We start from the raw sequence: 18,250 nt of genomic DNA on the forward strand, positions 1-18,250 counted from the left end.
AGTTTTAGTTAACGATTGAAATAATTGGCTACTGCTTCCGCACACCGTTCTCCATCCACTCCGGCAGAAACAATCCCTCCGGCATAGCCTGCACCTTCTCCGCAAGGGAATAATCCGCGAACGGTTGTATGTTGCAATGTCTCTTTATCGCGTACGATGCGGACAGGCGAAGAAGTACGTGTCTCTACGCCGATCATCACCGCTTCATTAGTGAGGAAGCCATGACTGTAACGTCCGAATTGCTGAAAACCGAGAGATAATCTTTTGCTGATAAACTCCGGCATCCAGAAATGAAGCGGAGAAGAGATCAATCCCGGGCTGTAAGAAGATTCGGGTAAGTCGTAACTCAACTTCTTGCGGGTAAAGTCCAGCATACGCTGTGCCGGTGCTGTCTGCCTTCTGCCTCCTTGCAACCAGCATTGACGTTCCTGTTCTTCCTGAAAGTAAAGGGGAAGAAGTTGAGAATTGAGAGTTGAGAGTTGAGAGTTGTTTAGAGATGGGTTAAGAGCCAGTAGCTGTTCATTTCGTTGCGCAGCTAACTCTCCATTCTCCACTCTCCACTCTCCACTTATTAAATCTTCCGGTTGCACTTCCACCACCATGCCCGAATTGCTCCATCGCGAGCCACGATTAGAAGGAGACATTCCGTTCACTACCACTTGCTCCGGTCCGCTGGCAGCAGGAACAATGAAACCGCCGGGGCACATACAGAAGCTATACACTCCTCTGCCTTCAACCTGTGTGACGAAGCTATATTCTGCGGCAGGCAGATACTTGCCTCGCCCCTCCTTATTATGATATTGTATCTGATCGATCAACATTGCCGGATGCTCCAAACGGACACCGACTGCAATGCCTTTCGCTTCAATCGCCACATGATTTGCAGCCAGCCAACGATATACATCTCTCGCCGAATGTCCGGTTGCCAGTATCACAGGTCCGAGAAAAGTCTTTCCTGTATTTGTTTCGATACCCTTTACTTCGTCATTCTCGATAATCAGTGCCTCCATTCGTGTCTGGAAATGTACTTCTCCGCCACACTCGATGATGGTATTCCGCATATTTTCAATGACACGTGGCAACTTGTCTGTCCCGATATGCGGATGCGCGTCTACTAATATCGCCGTAGAAGCCCCATGCTGGCAGAATACATTCAATATCTTCTCTGTATTCCCTCTCTTTTTGCTCCGGGTATAGAGTTTTCCATCCGAATAAGCTCCTGCACCGCCTTCGCCAAAACTGTAATTCGATTCCGGGTCAACCGTGTGTTCCCTACTGATTTGTGCTAAATCTTTTTTCCGCTCACGCACGTCTTTTCCGCGTTCGATAACAACGGGACGTAACCCCAGTTCGATGAGACGCAGGGCTGCAAATAGTCCGCCGGGACCTGCGCCCACGACAACTACTTGCGGCTTTCCTTCTACCTTATTATATATAGTATGTTCGTATTCGTCATCCTTAGGCATTTCACGGATATAAGCTCGTACCTTCAGATTGACGAAGATAGTCCGCTGCCGTGCATCGATGCTTCGTTTCAAGATTCGGGTAGCGGTGATGTCACGCAGGTTGAGGCCTTTTTCTTTGAAGAGATATTCTTTCAACTTCTGTTCGTTTGCTGCGATTTCGGGAAGTATGCGGAGTTGGAATTCTTGTGTCATTTAGTTATTATTGATATTGTTTTCGATTATAAAATAGATAAAGCGGATAATGTATGCATCAGTGCCCTATCCGAATAGAGCCCTGAATGCTTCCTCCACCTTTCTTACCGGCACTAATTCGATCTTCAGTTTCGTAGTGTCAATCCCTTGCAGATTGTATTTTGGCAACAAGAACCGTTTAAAACCTAATTTCTCGGCTTCACCGATACGTTGCTCAATTCGATTCACAGGACGTATCTCTCCCGACAATCCGATTTCTCCCGCCATGCAAACTTCCGGCTCAATGGCTGCGTCCATATTGGACGAAAGGATGGCACTGATAACCGGCAAGTCGATAGCCGGGTCATTCACCTTCAGTCCTCCGGCAATATTCAGGAACACATCTTTCTGTGCCAGCTTAAATCCGACACGCTTTTCGAGAACAGCCAGCAGCATATTCATTCTTCTTAAATCGAAACCGGTTGCCGAACGTTGAGGATTTCCATAAACAGCAGAGCTGACTAAAGCCTGTGTCTCGATCAAGAACGGGCGGATTCCTTCGATAGCGGAAGCAATAGCTACTCCACTCATTCCCTCATGATCCTGACTAAGCAAAAGCTCGGAAGGATTATTCACCTGGCGCAACCCATCCTGACGCATTTCATAAATCCCTAACTCTGCCGTACTGCCGAAACGATTCTTGATACTGCGCAGAATACGATACATATAATGCTGGTCGCCTTCAAATTGAAGAACAGTATCTACGATATGTTCCAGCACTTTAGGTCCTGCAATACTTCCTTCCTTATTGATATGACCGATCAGCAACACAGGAGTATGCGTTTCTTTCGCGAAACGAAGAATAGATGCCGAACACTCTCTGACTTGCGCAATACTTCCAGGAGATGATTCGATACTCTCGGTGGAAATAGTCTGTATAGAGTCAATAATCACTAAATCAGGATTCGTATTCTTGATATGCACATAAATTTGTTCGAGCGAAGTCTCACAAACAATCAGGCAATCGCTGGAAGTATCAGAGAGACGGTCGGCACGGAGTTTAAGCTGTCGTGCACTTTCTTCACCGGACACATAAAGGATTTTCTTTTCCGGCATGTGCAGTACGGTCTGCATGACGAGCGTGGATTTACCGATTCCCGGCTCACCGCCTATCAGGACGAGAGAACCCGGCACAAGTCCGCCACCCAATACGCGATTCAATTCATCATCGTGCATATTGATGCGTGGCTCGTCGTCCGCTTCAATATCGCTAAGTGCCAGTGGTTTGGGTTTCTGTGTCTCAATGCCCGACACCGGACGGCGGTTGGTAGGTTCTTTCCGTACGATTTCCTCAACATACGTATTCCATTCTCCACACGACGGACATTTACCCACCCATTTTGGTGAATCCTGTCCGCAATTACTGCATACATATACGGTTTTCTCTTTTGCCATATTCTCTTTCTTTAATATAAAAATCCGAATGCCCAGAGTGGAATCTTATTTCCGGCCGAATATTCAATATCATCTGCGGCAATAAATGCTTGTTTACTGTTAGCTATCTGTTTCCCGTCTTTGCTTTTCCCGCCAACTTCTATCGTATATTTACTGTCTATCGTATAGTCTGCGCTACGCGTGCAATATTCCACACGATGTTGATAGGCGAGTTGGTTTACCATGAACACCTCTCTCAATGTTCCTTTGTTTACATCTTTAAAGGTCAATGCATAAAGCAGGTTAGTATTTTCCATATAAATCTTATCCGGTTTTTGTAACTTTTTGATAGAGTCATTATCCGAATAAAGAAGGTGGATTAATTTAGCTCTGTCCAGATACTGTAAATAGGCCAAAATAGTAGTACGTGAAAGTTCTGCCATAGCAGAGAGTTTAGTGATGTCCACCATAAAAGGCACTTCGGAGGAGAGGATTCCCAGCAGACTTTTTAGTTTTCGCACGTTACTGATGTCCACTCCGCATTGCTGGGGAAGTTCGATTTCGAGTATCAGGTTGGCTATATTTTCGATACGTGTGTAGTATTCCGCATTTCCTTCCAAATAAAAAGGATAGTATCCATGTTTCAAATAGTCTTCAAAATAGGCGAGGGGACGGCATTGGGAATTCACTTCATTACAAATTCCATCACTTTTGTCCAATATCTCTTCCAGCGTGTAAGGGCGGATGTCAATCTGATGGTATAAATTCAGATATTCACGGTAGGATAGCCCTTGCATATTATATGATATGCATCGACGAGACAAGTCGGCCTCTGCATTCAGCAGTTGGAGTAAGGATGACCCGGTGAATACTATTTTCAGTTCAGGAAACTCATCATATATATTTTTAATTTCCTTGCTCCATGACGGATATTTGTGCACTTCATCCAAAAACAGGCATTTACCTCCTTTCAGGTAAAACTGTTCGGCGAGTTCGCTAAGAGAATGCTGTGTGAAATACAGACTATCTAAACTTGTATATAAGGCACTTTGGCTATCATTGGCATAATGAAGTTTTAAGTATTGAAGCATTAAAGTTGTTTTCCCAACTCCGCGAGCTCCCCGAATAGCAATCAGACGGTTATCCCAATTGATTGTATTCATCAGGCTTCTGATATAGGTTGTGGAAGTAGCTGTTAATAACCTTTTGTATCTTCTGATTAGTGTATCCATATCTTTATTTGTTTTCTATGGAATACAAAAATAGGCATAATTTGTTCAACGCGCAAAACAAATTCAGATAAAATCTGTTCAATGCGTAAAACAAACAGGGAATTTACAGAGTTATCTCTCCTGCCATCGAACGGTTCATCCGGTCGCGCACCTCGTCCGCTGTATATCCATGTCCCAGTAAGAACATTAATTTCGTCACAGCAGATTCCGTCGTACTGTCATATCCGGAGACAACGCCTGCCTGCAATAACTGGTATCCCGTTTCGTAACGTTCCATTTCTACCATTCCTGCGCTGCATTGTGTTACGTTGACAATCACAATTCCACGTTCGCTGGCCTGACAAAGCCGACGTATGAACCATTCCTTCCGGGGAGCATTTCCCGAACCGTATGTTTCGAGCACGACAGCCTTCAATCCGTCAATCCCCAGAATGGCGGCAATCACATTTTCCTGGATGCCCGGGAAGAGTTTCAGTACCACAACATTGGTATCTAGCAGATAATGAGGCTTCAATTCCCGCTCTTCACCATTTACGTGAATCTGCACATTATTATATTTGATATGGATTCCGGCTTCCGCCAATACCGGGTAATTGAAAGAACGGAACGCGTTGAAGTTTTCCGCATTCATCTTGGTCGTGCGGTTTCCCCGCATCAGATGATTTTCAAAGAAGATGCACACTTCCGGTACGAGCGCCCTCCCTTCCTTGTTTTGTGCAACGGCAATCTCGATGCTGGTCATCAGATTTTCCTTTCCGTCCGTGCGGAGTACACCTATGGGAAGTTGTGAACCTGTGAGGATAACAGGTTTATCGAGTCCTTCGAGCATAAAACTTAATGCGGAAGCAGTGTAAGCCATTGTATCCGTTCCGTGCAGGATGACGAAGCCGTGGTAGCGGTCGTAATTTTCATGAATGATGCGTACCAGCTTCCGCCACATATCCGGTTCCATGTCCGACGAATCCATTGGAGGATCAAACTGATAGGTGTCAATCGGGAAGTTGAACTTTTGCAGTTCGGGGATATACTTTTGCAGTTGCTCGAAGTTAAAGTTCTCCAGAGCACCTGTCGCGGCATTCTCGATCATGCCAATTGTTCCACCGGTGTATATTAGCAATACGGAAGTATTTAATGGATTCATAAGCTGATTTTGTGCGATTGTTTTCGCAAATATAATAATATATTTGATATATAAGTAGCAAAATGTCATAAAAGTAAAGGCGGATGACAGGACGAATAGAAGACGGAAGATTCTTTTTATCAGAAAAAAACCGAAAAAAGTGATAGATTGAACGTTTTTATTATTACTTTTGCGACACTTATCAAAAACAAGAGTAGAAACAAGGACTATGATGAAGTACTATCCACATACAGTCACATCCATGTGTACCATGACCCTTAGGGGTTAATGGATAGTTTTTGTGTATCTACGTGATTCACGCTTGTATAAGCAGGCAAAATTCAATTTCAATTTTATTCGTAAACAACCAATCGTTCTGTAAAAAGTAAACAGCAGGACATTGCATTTAAATAAGTATCTTCATGAAAGTAATGAAATTCGGCGGGACGTCCGTAGGTTCCGTGAACAGCATTTTAAGCGTAAAGAGAATTGTAGAGTCGGCAAGTGAGCCGGTAATTGTAGTTGTTTCCGCATTGGGAGGCATCACTGACAAATTGATAAATACATCAAAGATGGCGGCAGCAGGAGATTCAGCATACGAGGGCGAGTTCCGCGAAATCGTTTACCGTCATGTGGAGATGATTAAGGAGGTGATTCCTGCCGGAGAAAAGCAAGTGTCGTTGCAACGTCAGATTGGCGAACTGCTGAACGAGTTGAAGGACATCTTTCAGGGAATTTATCTGATTAGAGACCTCTCCGCGAAGACTTCGGATACAATCGTCAGCTATGGTGAACGCCTTTCATCCATCATCGTTACCGAACTGATTGACGGAGCAAAATGGTTCGATTCGCGCACTTTTATCAAGACCGAAAGAAAACATAGTAAACACACGTTGGATACCGACCTGACTAATAAGTTGGTGAAAGAGGCTTTCCAGTCTATCCCTAAAGTGTCACTGGTGCCGGGATTCATCTCTTCGGATAAAACAACAGGAGATGTGACGAACCTCGGACGTGGTGGATCGGACTATACGGCTGCCATTATTGCTGCGGCTCTGGATGCGGCAAGTCTGGAAATCTGGACGGATGTAGACGGGTTTATGACGGCTGACCCGCGTGTCATTTCAACTGCTTATACCATTACGGAATTGAGTTATGTAGAAGCGACCGAACTTTGTAACTTCGGTGCAAAGGTGGTTTATCCGCCGACTATCTATCCCGTATGTCACAAGAATATTCCTATTATAATAAAGAATACCTTCAATCCGGACGGGGTGGGAACGGTTATCAAACAAGAAGTTTCCAACCCGCAGAGCAAGGCTATCAAAGGTATTTCCTCTATCAACGACACCAGCCTGATAACTGTTCAGGGACTCGGTATGGTAGGGGTGATCGGTGTAAACTACCGCATCTTTAAAGCATTGGCTAAGAACGGAATCAGCGTATTCCTCGTGTCGCAGGCTTCATCGGAAAACAGTACTTCTATCGGTGTGCGTAATGCCGATGCCGACCTGGCTTGTGAAGTGCTGAACGAGGAATTTGCGAAAGAAATAGAGATGGGCGAGATTTCTCCGATTCTTGCGGAAAGAGATTTAGCTACTGTTGCTATCGTAGGCGAGAATATGAAACATACCCCGGGTATCGCCGGTAAACTTTTCGGTACGCTGGGACGCAACGGTATCAACGTAATTGCCTGTGCACAGGGAGCTTCGGAAACAAACATCTCTTTTGTGGTCGATTCCAAATCTCTGCGTAAATCCCTGAACGTTATTCACGACTCTTTCTTCCTCTCCGAATATCAGGTACTGAACCTCTTTATCTGCGGTGTCGGTACAGTAGGCGGCAGCCTCGTAGAACAGATTCGTTGCCAACAGCAGAAACTCATGATGGAAAACGGATTGAAACTCCATGTGGTAGGTATCATTGATGCTGCCAAAGCAATGTTCAGCCGTGAAGGTTTCGACCTTTCTAATTTCCGTCAGGAACTGTTGGAAAAGGGTAAAGACAGTAGTCTGCAAACCATCCGCGACGAGATTATCGGAATGAACATCTTTAATTCCGTCTTTGTAGACTGTACGGCCAGCGCCGATATCGCATCGCTTTACAAAGATTTCTTGCAACACAATATCTCTGTGGTAGCAGCCAACAAGATTGCTGCTTCTTCCGCTTACGAAAACTATCGCGAACTGAAAACGATTGCCCGCCAACGTGGTGTGAAATATCTGTTCGAAACAAACGTAGGTGCAGGTCTTCCGATTATTAATACGATCAACGACCTGATTCATAGCGGCGACAAGATTCTGAAGATTGAAGCAGTGCTTTCAGGCACACTGAACTACATCTTTAATAAGATCAGCGCCGATATTCCTTTCAGCCGTACCATCAAAATGGCACAGGAAGAACGCTACTCCGAACCGGACCCGCGTATCGACTTGAGTGGAAAAGACGTCATCCGTAAACTGGTGATTCTGGCACGTGAAGCCGGATACCGTCTGGAACAGGAAGATGTTGAAAAGAACCTCTTTGTCCCCAATGACTTCTTCGAAGGTTCTCTGGAAGATTTCTGGAAACGTGTTCCAAGTCTCGATGCAGACTTTGAAGCCCGCCGCCAAGTATTGGAGAAAGAAAATAAACACTGGCGTTTCGTTGCCAAACTGGAGAACGGAAAAGCCTCTGTCGGCTTACAGGAAGTAGGCGCCAACCACCCGTTCTACGGCTTGGAAGGCAGCAACAACATTATCCTGCTTACTACAGAACGCTATAAAGAATATCCGATGATGATTCAGGGATACGGCGCCGGCGCCGGAGTAACGGCTGCCGGAGTATTTGCCGACATCATGAGCATCGCAAACGTTTAATTAAATGAAGAACTAAAAATGAAGAATGAAGAATTACTATGCAGCGTAATGGTGCAGCCAATTCTTCATTCATCATTCTTCATTCTTAATTTTCAAAAGAAATGAAGCATATCATTATATTGGGAGACGGAATGGCCGACTGGCCAGTGAAGTCATTAGGGGACAAGACGCTCCTGCAATATGCAAAGACGCCATATATGGATCAGTTAGCCCGAATGGGACGTAACGGCCGCCTGATTACTGTGGCGGAAGGTTTTCATCCGGGTAGTGAAGTAGCCAACATGTCTGTGTTGGGATATAATCTTCCGAAAGTGTACGAAGGTCGTGGACCGCTGGAAGCTGCCAGTATCGGCGTGGATCTGAAACCGGGCGAGATGGCAATGCGTTGTAACTTGATTTGTGTGGAAGGAGAAATTCTGAAGAATCACTCCTCCGGACACATATCTACAGAAGAAGCGGATGTATTGATTCAATACCTGCAAGAGAAACTAGGCAATGACCGCGTACGGTTCCACACAGGAGTCCAGTACCGTCATCTGTTGGTTATCAAGGGAGGAAATAAAGAATTGGACTGTACTCCTCCGCACGATGTTCCTTTGAAACCTTTCCGCCCATTGATGGTGAAACCATTGACCCCGGAAGCACAAGAAACGGCAGACCTGATTAACGACCTGATTCTAAAATCACAGGAACTGTTGAAGAATCATCCGTTGAACCTGAAACGTATAGCTGAAGGCAAAGACCCCGCCAATAGTATTTGGCCCTGGAGCCCCGGTTATCGTCCGCAGATGACTACTTTTTCCGAAACTTTCCCGCAAGTGAAAAAAGGTGCGGTGATTTCGGCTGTCGATCTGATAAATGGAATCGGTTATTATGCCGGATTACGTCGTATTGTGGTAGAAGGGGCAACCGGCCTGTATAATACGAATTATGAAAATAAAGTGGCTGCTGCATTGGAAGCCTTGAAAACCGATGACTTTGTCTATCTTCATATCGAAGCCAGCGATGAGGCCGGACACGAAGGAGACATCGACTTGAAACTTCTCACTATCGAGAATCTGGATAAACGTGCCGTAGGACCTATCTACGAAGCAGTGAAAGATTGGGATGAACCGGTAGCAATAGCCGTATTGCCTGACCATCCTACTCCCTGCGAACTTCGTACGCACACTTCCGATCCTATCCCGTTCCTTATCTGGTATCCGGGAATTGAGCCGGACGAGGTGCAAACTTACGACGAAGTATCTGCCTGCAATGGTAGTTATGGTGTGTTGAAAGAAGACGAGTTTATTAAAGAATTTATGAAATAATGTTCACCACAGATTACACAGATTCGCACAGATTTAAAGTGATAAGAGACTTTTGTATTATGTAATAATAGAGAAAATATCTGTGTAAATCTGTATAATCTGTGGTGAGCACTAAAAATATCATTCCATGAAATATTATAGTACGAATAAACAAGCGCCGGTGGCTTCTTTACAGGAAGCAGTTGTAAAAGGTCTTGCAGCCGATAAAGGGTTGTTTATGCCTATGTCTATCAAGCCTCTTCCACAAGAGTTTTACGATACAATTGATACGTTGTCTTTTCAGGAAATAGCTTATCGTGTAGCCGATGCTTTCTTCGGTGAGGATATTCCTGCCGACACCCTGAAACAGATTGTATATGATACCTTAAGTTTTGATGTACCTTTGGTGAAAGTAGCGGATAACATCTACTCGCTCGAACTTTTCCACGGACCGACACTAGCCTTCAAAGATGTAGGCGGTCGTTTCATGGCGCGTCTGCTGGGATACTTCATTAAGAAGGAAGGACAAAAGAATGTAAATGTACTGGTAGCCACTTCCGGTGATACGGGAAGTGCTGTGGCTAACGGTTTTCTGGGTGTGGACGGTATTCATGTATATGTGCTCTATCCGAAAGGAAAAGTCAGCGAAATACAGGAAAAGCAATTCACTACACTGGGACAGAACATCACTGCGCTCGAAGTGGACGGAACGTTTGATGATTGCCAGGCATTGGTAAAAGCTGCTTTCATGGATAAGGAACTGAATGAACATCTATCATTGACTTCTGCCAATTCCATCAATGTAGCCCGTTTCCTGCCGCAAGCATTTTATTATTTCTATGCATATGCTCAACTGAAGCGTGCCGGAAAAGCAGATAACGCCGTCATCTGCGTACCTAGCGGAAACTTCGGAAATATCACCGCAGGATTATTCGGAAAGAAAATGGGATTGCCTGTGAAGCGTTTCATTGCTGCCAACAACCGCAACGATATTTTCTATCAATATCTGCAAACAGGTAAATACAATCCCCGTCCGTCTATTGCAACAATTGCTAACGCTATGGACGTGGGAGATCCTAGCAACTTTGCCCGTGTACTTGATTTGTATAATGGTTCGCACGCTGCTATCTCTGCCGAAATTTCAGGAACAACTTATACCGATGAACAGATCCGTGAAATGGTGAAAGAAACTTGGAAAGAACATCATTATCTCCTCGATCCTCACGGAGCTTGTGGATACCGTGCATTGGTAGAAGGCTTGAAAGAAGGCGAAACGGGTGTATTTCTTGAAACGGCTCATCCGGCCAAGTTCCTTGAAACAGTGGAAAGCATTATCGGTGAATCAGTAGAGATACCTGCCAAATTGCAGGAATTTATGAAAGGCGAAAAGAAAAGTCTGCAAATGACGAAAGAATTTGTAGATTTCAAGAGCTATTTACTTTCATTATAGTCAGTCTTAATAGACTGTAACACAGTGGTCTATGAAGCGTTGTCAGTCTATTGAAATGAAAGAAAGATTCTCACCGCAATGAGAAAAAGTTCTCATTACTATGAGTATTTTTTCTCATCGCAGTGAGAATTTTTTCTCATAGTGATGAGAATGTTTGAGAATTAATATCGGTTTACATAGAAGCTAGAAACACTAAATACTCTCCCGTGCATTGAATGGTAAAACGATTGCTTGTAGCTTCATTAAGAGTTCCTTGCCACCAATTCGTAAAGTCGCTAAGCGGATAAACCAATCCTTCCCCTTTCAATCCTTTCGCTCCGAAATTGATAATGGATACTTGTTGCCCGGCGTGGGAAACGAAAGTCTGCGTGCCATTTGCGGGAATAAATACCCCGTAATCCGTAACAGTTCGTACTTCCATACCGCTTTTCATATAGTCCAGCAATAAACTGATATTTCCTAATGTGTGGTCTTCCCGTTTTCCGGTAGCACCGACGATGGCTATTTTCCGGTAGCCTTTTTCTTGTAGAAAATGGACAGCCTTGGTTTGGTCGTTTGTTTCCTGATCGGCTATATGGTGAATAATGTCCGAGAAATGTGTTTTGTTTTCTGGCGAAAGAGAGTCTCCGTCGCCAATAATAATATCGGGAGTATGTCCGCGTAAGATGTATTCGTTTGCTGCTCCGTCGCAGCAAATCACGAATTTAGCTTCTTCCAGCATTTTCAGGGGAAGCGTATGCGTAGGATATTCACCGTTGGCAAGTACCACGGCTTCGGGAGTATAGTGTTCGTTTATCATTGTATGCTCATTAATTTTTTCCATTTAAAGTAGCCAAAGATAGCTATAATGGAGTAAAGTCCGTATAAAGCAGAAGTAAAATAAAGGTCTTTATAGATATAAAGTCCGCAGCAGACAATATCCACAAGAATCCAGGCAAACCATTGCTCGACATATTTACGCGCCAGCATCCACATGCCGACAATGCTCAATGCCGTGGTAAAACTATCCAGCCAGGGCACGTTGCTGTCCGTATATTCGATTAGTATCCACGCAATGCCGATGAATGCAACAATAAATACCAGAAAAAGAGGTAAGTAACATTTCCATGGAGTATGCACGATAGGAAGATCTTTGGGTTTGTCACCGGTTGAAGCATCTGCCGACTGTTGACCTTTCTTCTTTCTGTGTCCCCACATCCAAAAGAACCAACCGTAGATGGCGGCTATCAGATAGTAGATATTGATACCGAAATCGGCATACAGTCCTGCTTTGTAATATACGAAGATATAGATGGCAGGCATCACGATACCTGCTATCCAAAGGTAGATACTTGCCCGGTACTCCAACCAAAGGTAGACTAGCCCGACAATCGTACCGAATATTTCCAGAAAATTCAATTCCATAGCCCTGTGGTATTAAAAGCGGAAAGAAACATGTCCCATAACGTTTGTTCCTGCCTGCGCTGCATATCCGGCATAGTTTCCCCGATTCTCCACCGTATCGGTGTAGTCGCTCGATGCCCAGCCGTTGTTCTCATATTTTTCATTAAACAGATTGTACACAGTGAACCCTACCGTGACTTCTTTCAACACTTTCTTGGGACGGAAAGAGTATGCCAGATTGAGGTTACTGACAAAATATTTATCAAGAGTCAATTCTTCTACTTCCGCATTTGTCATATACTGTTTGCTTACGAACTGCGATTGCAGAGCTGCTTCAAATCCCTTATAAATGAATGAGAAGCGGTTATTAAATAGAAAGTCGGGTGAGAAAGCGATGTGAGTGTCTTTATGCTTGATCTGAACAGTCGGGAGGGAAGTAGAACTGCCGTCTTCATTATAATGGTAGCCCGGCAGGCTTTCTACAAAATCCTGGATGCGGTTTTTGCTCCATGTAGCGTTTATATCCCATTGAAACCATTTACACGGTTTGATTCCCAGTATTAGCTCGACTCCCATACGATAACTGTCCGGCACGTTTTCGGTCAGTGCTTCACCGATGTCATTTAAAGCTCCGGTCAGAACCAGTTGGTCGGTATAATCCATGTAGTAGAAGTTTGCACCTGCTGTCAGCCATTGGTTGGCGAAAGTATATCCCGCTTCATAGTCGAGTAATTTTTCTGCTTTGGGATACGAATCCGGATCGCCATCCGTATAATTGTTTCTGGTCGGTTCCTTTTGAGCAACCGAGAAAGAGGCATAAACGCGATGGTTGGACGTGATGTTCCAGTTTAATCCGACTTTCGGGTTAAAGAAATCAAACTTCTTGTCTACTGCCAGTGGACGCAGGGCATTCTTGCTCCAGTCATATTTATCATTGTTGCCGTCGATGGTATAGTCGATGTGTCGATACTGAAGATCGGCATACGCGCTTAATCCTCTAGTAAGATCGTAGTTTGCTTTCAGATAAATATTGCCATCGGTCTTTTGGGATTTATTGCGGTAATATTCATGGTCGGGAGATAGAGTGCCCACATAATTCTTCACCCAGGGAACTCTTCCGAAGTTATTGCCCCGGTATTGATTCAAACCACCTCCTAGAGACGCATTCAGCCTGTTGACCGTATAATTGAGAGAAAAAACGCCGCCACCGAATTTGTTGTCCATCTTCTTCTGACGGACTAAATCACTTTTGGTTATTTCGGTTCCATCAATTGTGAATGGTTTCAGGCCATATTCTATAAGGGATCTTCCGTCTTTGTACTCTTCGTAATAGCCGTCGCCTTTGGTATAATGCAAGGCAACATTCAGATTCCAGGCTGTTGAGAAAGTATGATTGAAGAGAAGTTGATAATTCTTTTGCAGATAATTATCCGTTTGGTCGTCATAAAAATGCTTGTTGCCGTTGGCATCGGTGTACATCTCGCCACAGGGGTTGTAGCGTCTGCCGAAGTCCTCCATTTCCTTTTTGGTTGCGTATCCCCAGGCGTGATATGTCTTTTCTTTCCCGGCAAATGCAATCAGCTTCACAGAAGTGTTTTCTGCAAAGTAGCCTCCTTGCAGGTAGTAAGAATTCAGGTCTACCGAAGCGCGGTCTATGTATCCGTCTGTACCGATATTGGAAAGGCGGGCGTCAAACGTCCAATGATTATTGAGCAAACCGGTTCCCACTTTTACCGTTTCTTTGTGCGTGTTGAATGAACCGTATGAACCGTTGAATTCGGCATACGGCTTCATGGATGCACCTTCAGTCTGCATATTAACGCTGGCTCCGAAGGCACCTGCCCCATTGGTAGACGTACCTGCGCCTCGTTGCACTTGCATATCTTTTACGGAGGAAGAAAAGTCGGGCATATTTACCCAGAACAGATTATGGCTTTCAGCATCGTTCATCGGTATGCCGTTTACCGTGATGTTGATACGTGTACCGTCGGTTCCGCGCACGCGAAGAGTCGTGTAGCCGATACCTGCTCCTGCATCCGATGTAGTCAGCGTAGAAGGAGTCATGCTTAACAGATAAGGGATGTCCTGTCCGAAGTTAACCTTCTTCAATTCCGCTTTGCCTATATTGGTGAATGCCACGGGAGTTTTGGCGGTGGCACGCGTGGATACTACCTGCACTTCTTGCAGGTTTACTACTCTCATACTATCCTTTACACTCGTCTGTGCATGAACAGTGATGCCTACGCCCGATAAGGCGATGGCCATCCATACAATTTTTTTCATCTTGCTTACTAATTAGTTCTCTACGCCGGCATTACCCGGATCAGATTCTATGGGTATGTTCTCAGCCCGTCATGTTAAGGCACCCCTACCAGTGAATCGGTTACAAAAATACTGCTTTTGCAGGAGGAAAGCAAAAAAAACTTTTAGATTCACTAAAAACAATATAACTTTGTATTTTGTTAAAATAGCAATATAACTGTTTACTCATTTAATATACATTTTAATTATGCTACTATTATTACAAGCAACACAAGCTGCGGATTCTGTGCAAGTGGCCGCAGATGAATTAATGAAAGAAGCGATTGCCAATGCTGACGGATTGGACAAACTCTCGTTGATTACTCAACAACTGATAGACTTTGGTATTCGTGCCGGAGAACGTATACTGATTGCGGTCATTGTCTTTATCGTCGGACGTTTCCTTATCTCTATGCTTAATAAGTTTGTCGGGCGTTTGATGGATAAAAGAAAAGTAGATATAAGTATCAAGACTTTTGTAAAAAGCTTGGTGAATATTACGTTGACTGTACTGTTAATCATTTCTGTAGTAGGTGCTCTTGGAGTTGAAACAACTTCGTTTGCTGCTTTGTTGGCTTCTGCCGGTGTTGCTGTCGGTATGGCTTTATCCGGTAATTTACAGAATTTTGCGGGAGGTTTGATTGTATTGTTGTTTAAGCCATATAAAGTGGGAGATTGGATAGAAAGTCAGGGAGTTTCTGGTACAGTGAAAGAAATACAGATTTTTCATACTATTTTGACTACTGCAGATAATAAAGTGATTTACGTGCCGAATGGTGCAATGAGTAGTGGAGTGGTAACTAACTATAGTAATCAGGTGACTCGTCGCGTGGAATGGATTGTTGGGGTAGATTATGGAGAAGATTATGAGAAAGTGCAGAAAATCGTTTATGATATTCTTGCTGCTGATCAACGTATCCTGAAAGAACCTGCTCCCTTTGTGGCTCTTCATGCGCTGGACGCCAGCAGTGTGAATGTAGTGGCACGTGTATGGGTAAATAGCGGAGATTACTGGGGTGTTTATTTCGATATAAATAAAGCGATTTATGAAACCTTCAATGAAAAAGGTATCAACTTCCCTTTCCCGCAACTTACAGTACATCAGGGAAATTAATCATTATACGCTGATTATTCCAAAAAAACGAGGGAGTTTCACATTGAGTGTAACTCCCTCGTTTTTGGATAAACTTGTCTGGTGTGATTGAATAAATTTCTTTCTTTTATTTAATGCCGAAATCTTCGGCTAGTTCATATCTATCTTCTTTGATCCCCAGTACATGATTGATTTTCCTTCTTTTCTCAAGATCTTTAAAGTAGTTTTCCACAACCTGATAGAGATCGAAGTTCGTAGTTGAGCCAGCGGCTAAATCGAGTGATTCCACCATCTTTTCTACAGCTTGATGGATTTTCTCTGCGTCTATCAGATGCAGTTCGTTGCTGTGTATTAAATATTTTTCCATGACTGCAATGTTTTTAATGTTATATAGGTATAACATCTTGCAGTCATGGAAAGTTCAATGATTGAATGTTAGATTTTGGCAAGTGCCTGATCCAAATCAGCAATTAGGTCATCGATATGTTCTGTTCCAATGGATAGACGTACGGTGCCCGGATAAATTTCCTGTTCGGCTAGCTCCTGTGCATTGAGCTGCGAATGGGTAGTGCTCGCCGGGTGGATCACCAATGATTTCACGTCAGCCACATTGGCTAGCAGGGAGAAAATCTCCAGACTGTCGATGAAACGGTGTGCCTCTTCTTGTCCGCCTTTTACCTCGAAAGTAAAGATAGAACCGGCACCGTTCGGGAAATAACGTTGATACAGTGCATGGTCGGGATGGTTGGATAATGACGGGTGATTCACTTTCTTCACTTTTGGATGATTGTTTAAGAAATTCACTACCTTCAATGCATTTTCTACATGACGCTCTACACGTAAGGAAAGAGTTTCCAGGCCTTGCAGCAGGATAAAAGCGTTGAATGGGCTGATGGTAGCTCCTGTGTCGCGCAGCAAAATGGCACGGATGCGGATTGCATAGGCAGCCGGACCGGCTGCATCGACGAAGCGTACGCCATGATAGCATGGATCGGGTTCGGTCAGTTGTGGGAATTTGCCGGAAGCTACCCAGTCGAATTTGCCTGAATCTACAATGACTCCTCCCAATGAGGAACCGTGTCCGCCAATGAACTTTGTTGCGGAATGTACTACGATATCTGCTCCGTGTTCGATGGGGCGGATTAAATACGGAGTTCCGAATGTGTTATCAATAATCAAAGGTATTTTGTGGCGATGGGCTATTTCTGCCACTGCTTCTATATCAATGATATTTGAATTCGGATTTCCCAGGGTTTCGATAAATACGGCTTTTGTATTTTCCTGAATAGCCTTTTCAAAGTTCGACAAATCGCTTGGGTCAACGAATGTTGTTGTGATACCATAGCTGGGCAAGGTATGTGCCAGTAGGTTATAACTTCCTCCGTAAATGGTTTTGGCTGCTACAATATGATCGCCTGCACGAGTGATATTCTCAAAAGCATAAGTGATGGCAGCGGCACCCGAAGCGACTGCCAGCCCTGCTACTCCTCCTTCAAGAGCGGCTACGCGTTGTTCAAAGACTCCTTGAGTGGAGTTGGTCAGACGGCCGTAGATGTTTCCCGGGTCCTGCAGGCCGAAGCGTGCGGCTGCATGGGCGGAGTTGTGAAATACATAAGAGGTGGTCTGGTAAATAGGTACTGCGCGGGCATCTGTTGCCGGGTCTGCTTGTTCTTGTCCTACATGAATCTGTAAAGTCTCGAAGTGTAATTTCTTTGTTGCCATAATCGTATGTTTTTTAAGTTTATATTCTTTCTTTATTTTCTTGCAAAGTTATGAGATGTAGATATATCGAACAAGATATAGATGAAATATAGAAAATAATGCTATTTTTGTGCCTTTATATGGAATAATGTAACTGCGTTGTTCCTGAAAATCACCTTTTAGAAGAATATTTTTCTTATGGATACTTTTGATAAGTTGGATAAAGTAGATTTGCAAATACTCCGTACTTTGCAAGAGAATGCCCGATTGACAACGAAAGAGTTGGCCGCGCGGGTGAGTCTTTCTTCAACTCCTGTTTTTGAACGTCTTAAACGGTTGGAGAATGGAGGCTATATAAAAAAGTATATTGCCGTATTGGATGCGGAAAAACTGAATCAGGGATTTGTCGTGTTCTGCAGTGTGAAGCTTAGACGTCTGAATAGGGATATAGCGGCAGAGTTTACACGGATCATACAGGATATTCCTGAAGTAACCGAATGTTATAACATATCAGGAAGTTATGATTACCTGTTGAAGATTCATGCTCCCAACATGAAATACTATCAGGAGTTTATTCTGAATGTGTTGGGGACAATTGATAGTTTGGGATCACTGGAAAGTACATTTGTGATGGCAGAAGTGAAGCATCAATATGGGATACATATTTAGTCCTTTGTGTGATAGTCTGAAATTTATCTTGTATATTTCCTCTATGAAAAGCAAGACCGCGACTATCTTTGTGAGTGGAAACG

The 18,250-nt window shown here is 43.9% G+C and carries 14 protein-coding genes and 1 riboswitch; of the genes, 5 read left to right on the forward strand and 9 right to left on the reverse strand.

Features of this window, described 5'->3' with window-relative positions; all coding sequences use genetic code 11:
- Positions 1-8 precede the first annotated feature (8 nt).
- The 4 genes from DW862_RS23180 to DW862_RS23195 form a co-directional block, all read right to left on the reverse strand.
- A complete protein-coding gene (locus tag DW862_RS23180; protein WP_120070752.1) occupies positions 9-1,658 on the reverse strand; it encodes an NAD(P)/FAD-dependent oxidoreductase in 1,650 nt (549 codons plus the stop codon).
- A gap of 66 nt (positions 1,659-1,724) precedes the next feature.
- Positions 1,725-3,092 carry a DNA repair protein RadA gene (radA, locus tag DW862_RS23185; protein ID WP_015531323.1) on the reverse strand — a complete coding sequence of 456 codons (1,368 nt, stop codon included), beginning with the start codon at positions 3,090-3,092 and terminating at the stop codon, positions 1,725-1,727.
- A gap of 11 nt (positions 3,093-3,103) precedes the next feature.
- Entirely contained in the window at positions 3,104-4,303 is a 1,200-nt protein-coding gene (locus DW862_RS23190; protein WP_004315265.1) for an ATP-binding protein, read from the reverse strand.
- Positions 4,304-4,406: 103 nt separating this feature from the next.
- Positions 4,407-5,444 carry an asparaginase gene (locus DW862_RS23195; RefSeq protein ID WP_008025258.1) on the reverse strand — a complete coding sequence of 346 codons (1,038 nt, stop codon included), beginning with the start codon at positions 5,442-5,444 and terminating at the stop codon, positions 4,407-4,409.
- 401 nt (positions 5,445-5,845) lie between these two features.
- Here DW862_RS23195 and thrA point away from each other — a divergent pair, with 401 nt between their 5' ends.
- From thrA to thrC, 3 genes are all read left to right on the forward strand, one after another.
- A complete protein-coding gene (gene thrA, locus DW862_RS23205; protein ID WP_004315263.1) occupies positions 5,846-8,281 on the forward strand; it encodes a bifunctional aspartate kinase/homoserine dehydrogenase I in 2,436 nt (811 codons plus the stop codon).
- Positions 8,282-8,382: 101 nt separating this feature from the next.
- A complete protein-coding gene (locus DW862_RS23210) occupies positions 8,383-9,591 on the forward strand; it encodes a cofactor-independent phosphoglycerate mutase (protein WP_004315262.1) in 1,209 nt (402 codons plus the stop codon).
- Positions 9,592-9,718: 127 nt separating this feature from the next.
- Positions 9,719-11,020: a threonine synthase gene (thrC, locus tag DW862_RS23215; RefSeq protein ID WP_120070755.1), complete on the forward strand. Its 1,302-nt coding sequence runs from the start codon at positions 9,719-9,721 to the stop codon at positions 11,018-11,020.
- A gap of 172 nt (positions 11,021-11,192) precedes the next feature.
- Here the strand turns inward: thrC and DW862_RS23220 are convergent, their stop codons facing one another.
- Genes DW862_RS23220 through DW862_RS23230 form a run of 3 tightly spaced genes read right to left on the reverse strand, consistent with a single transcriptional unit; the run spans position 11,193 to position 14,686 of the window.
- Positions 11,193-11,819, reverse strand: a complete 627-nt coding sequence (locus tag DW862_RS23220; protein WP_120070758.1) for a thiamine diphosphokinase — start codon at positions 11,817-11,819, stop codon at positions 11,193-11,195.
- Positions 11,816-12,424, reverse strand: coding sequence for a nicotinamide riboside transporter PnuC (gene pnuC, locus DW862_RS23225; protein WP_120070762.1), 609 nt, complete (start codon positions 12,422-12,424; stop codon positions 11,816-11,818). Before pnuC ends, DW862_RS23220 begins: the two co-directional genes overlap by 4 nt.
- 12 nt (positions 12,425-12,436) lie before the next feature.
- Positions 12,437-14,686: a TonB-dependent receptor gene (locus tag DW862_RS23230; protein ID WP_120070765.1), complete on the reverse strand. Its 2,250-nt coding sequence runs from the start codon at positions 14,684-14,686 to the stop codon at positions 12,437-12,439.
- A riboswitch (TPP riboswitch) is annotated at positions 14,687-14,783 on the reverse strand. It lies immediately after the preceding gene.
- Positions 14,784-14,912: 129 nt separating this feature from the next.
- Here DW862_RS23230 and DW862_RS23235 point away from each other — a divergent pair.
- A complete protein-coding gene (locus DW862_RS23235) occupies positions 14,913-15,818 on the forward strand; it encodes a mechanosensitive ion channel family protein (protein WP_117684874.1) in 906 nt (301 codons plus the stop codon).
- 106 nt (positions 15,819-15,924) lie between these two features.
- Here the strand turns inward: DW862_RS23235 and DW862_RS23240 are convergent, their stop codons facing one another.
- Entirely contained in the window at positions 15,925-16,164 is a 240-nt protein-coding gene (locus DW862_RS23240; RefSeq protein WP_004306417.1) for a hypothetical protein, read from the reverse strand.
- Between the two features lie 68 nt (positions 16,165-16,232).
- Positions 16,233-17,519: an O-acetylhomoserine aminocarboxypropyltransferase/cysteine synthase family protein gene (locus DW862_RS23245; protein ID WP_008640740.1), complete on the reverse strand. Its 1,287-nt coding sequence runs from the start codon at positions 17,517-17,519 to the stop codon at positions 16,233-16,235.
- 177 nt (positions 17,520-17,696) lie between these two features.
- On the opposite strand from DW862_RS23245, the gene DW862_RS23250 reads away from it, so the two are divergent.
- Positions 17,697-18,167, forward strand: a complete 471-nt coding sequence (locus DW862_RS23250) for an Lrp/AsnC family transcriptional regulator (protein ID WP_004315247.1) — start codon at positions 17,697-17,699, stop codon at positions 18,165-18,167.
- Positions 18,168-18,250: the final 83 nt, after the last annotated feature.

It is taken from the genome of Bacteroides sp. AM37-9 (genome assembly GCF_003603455.1).
In the GTDB taxonomy this organism is placed as follows: domain Bacteria; phylum Bacteroidota; class Bacteroidia; order Bacteroidales; family Bacteroidaceae; genus Bacteroides; species Bacteroides xylanisolvens.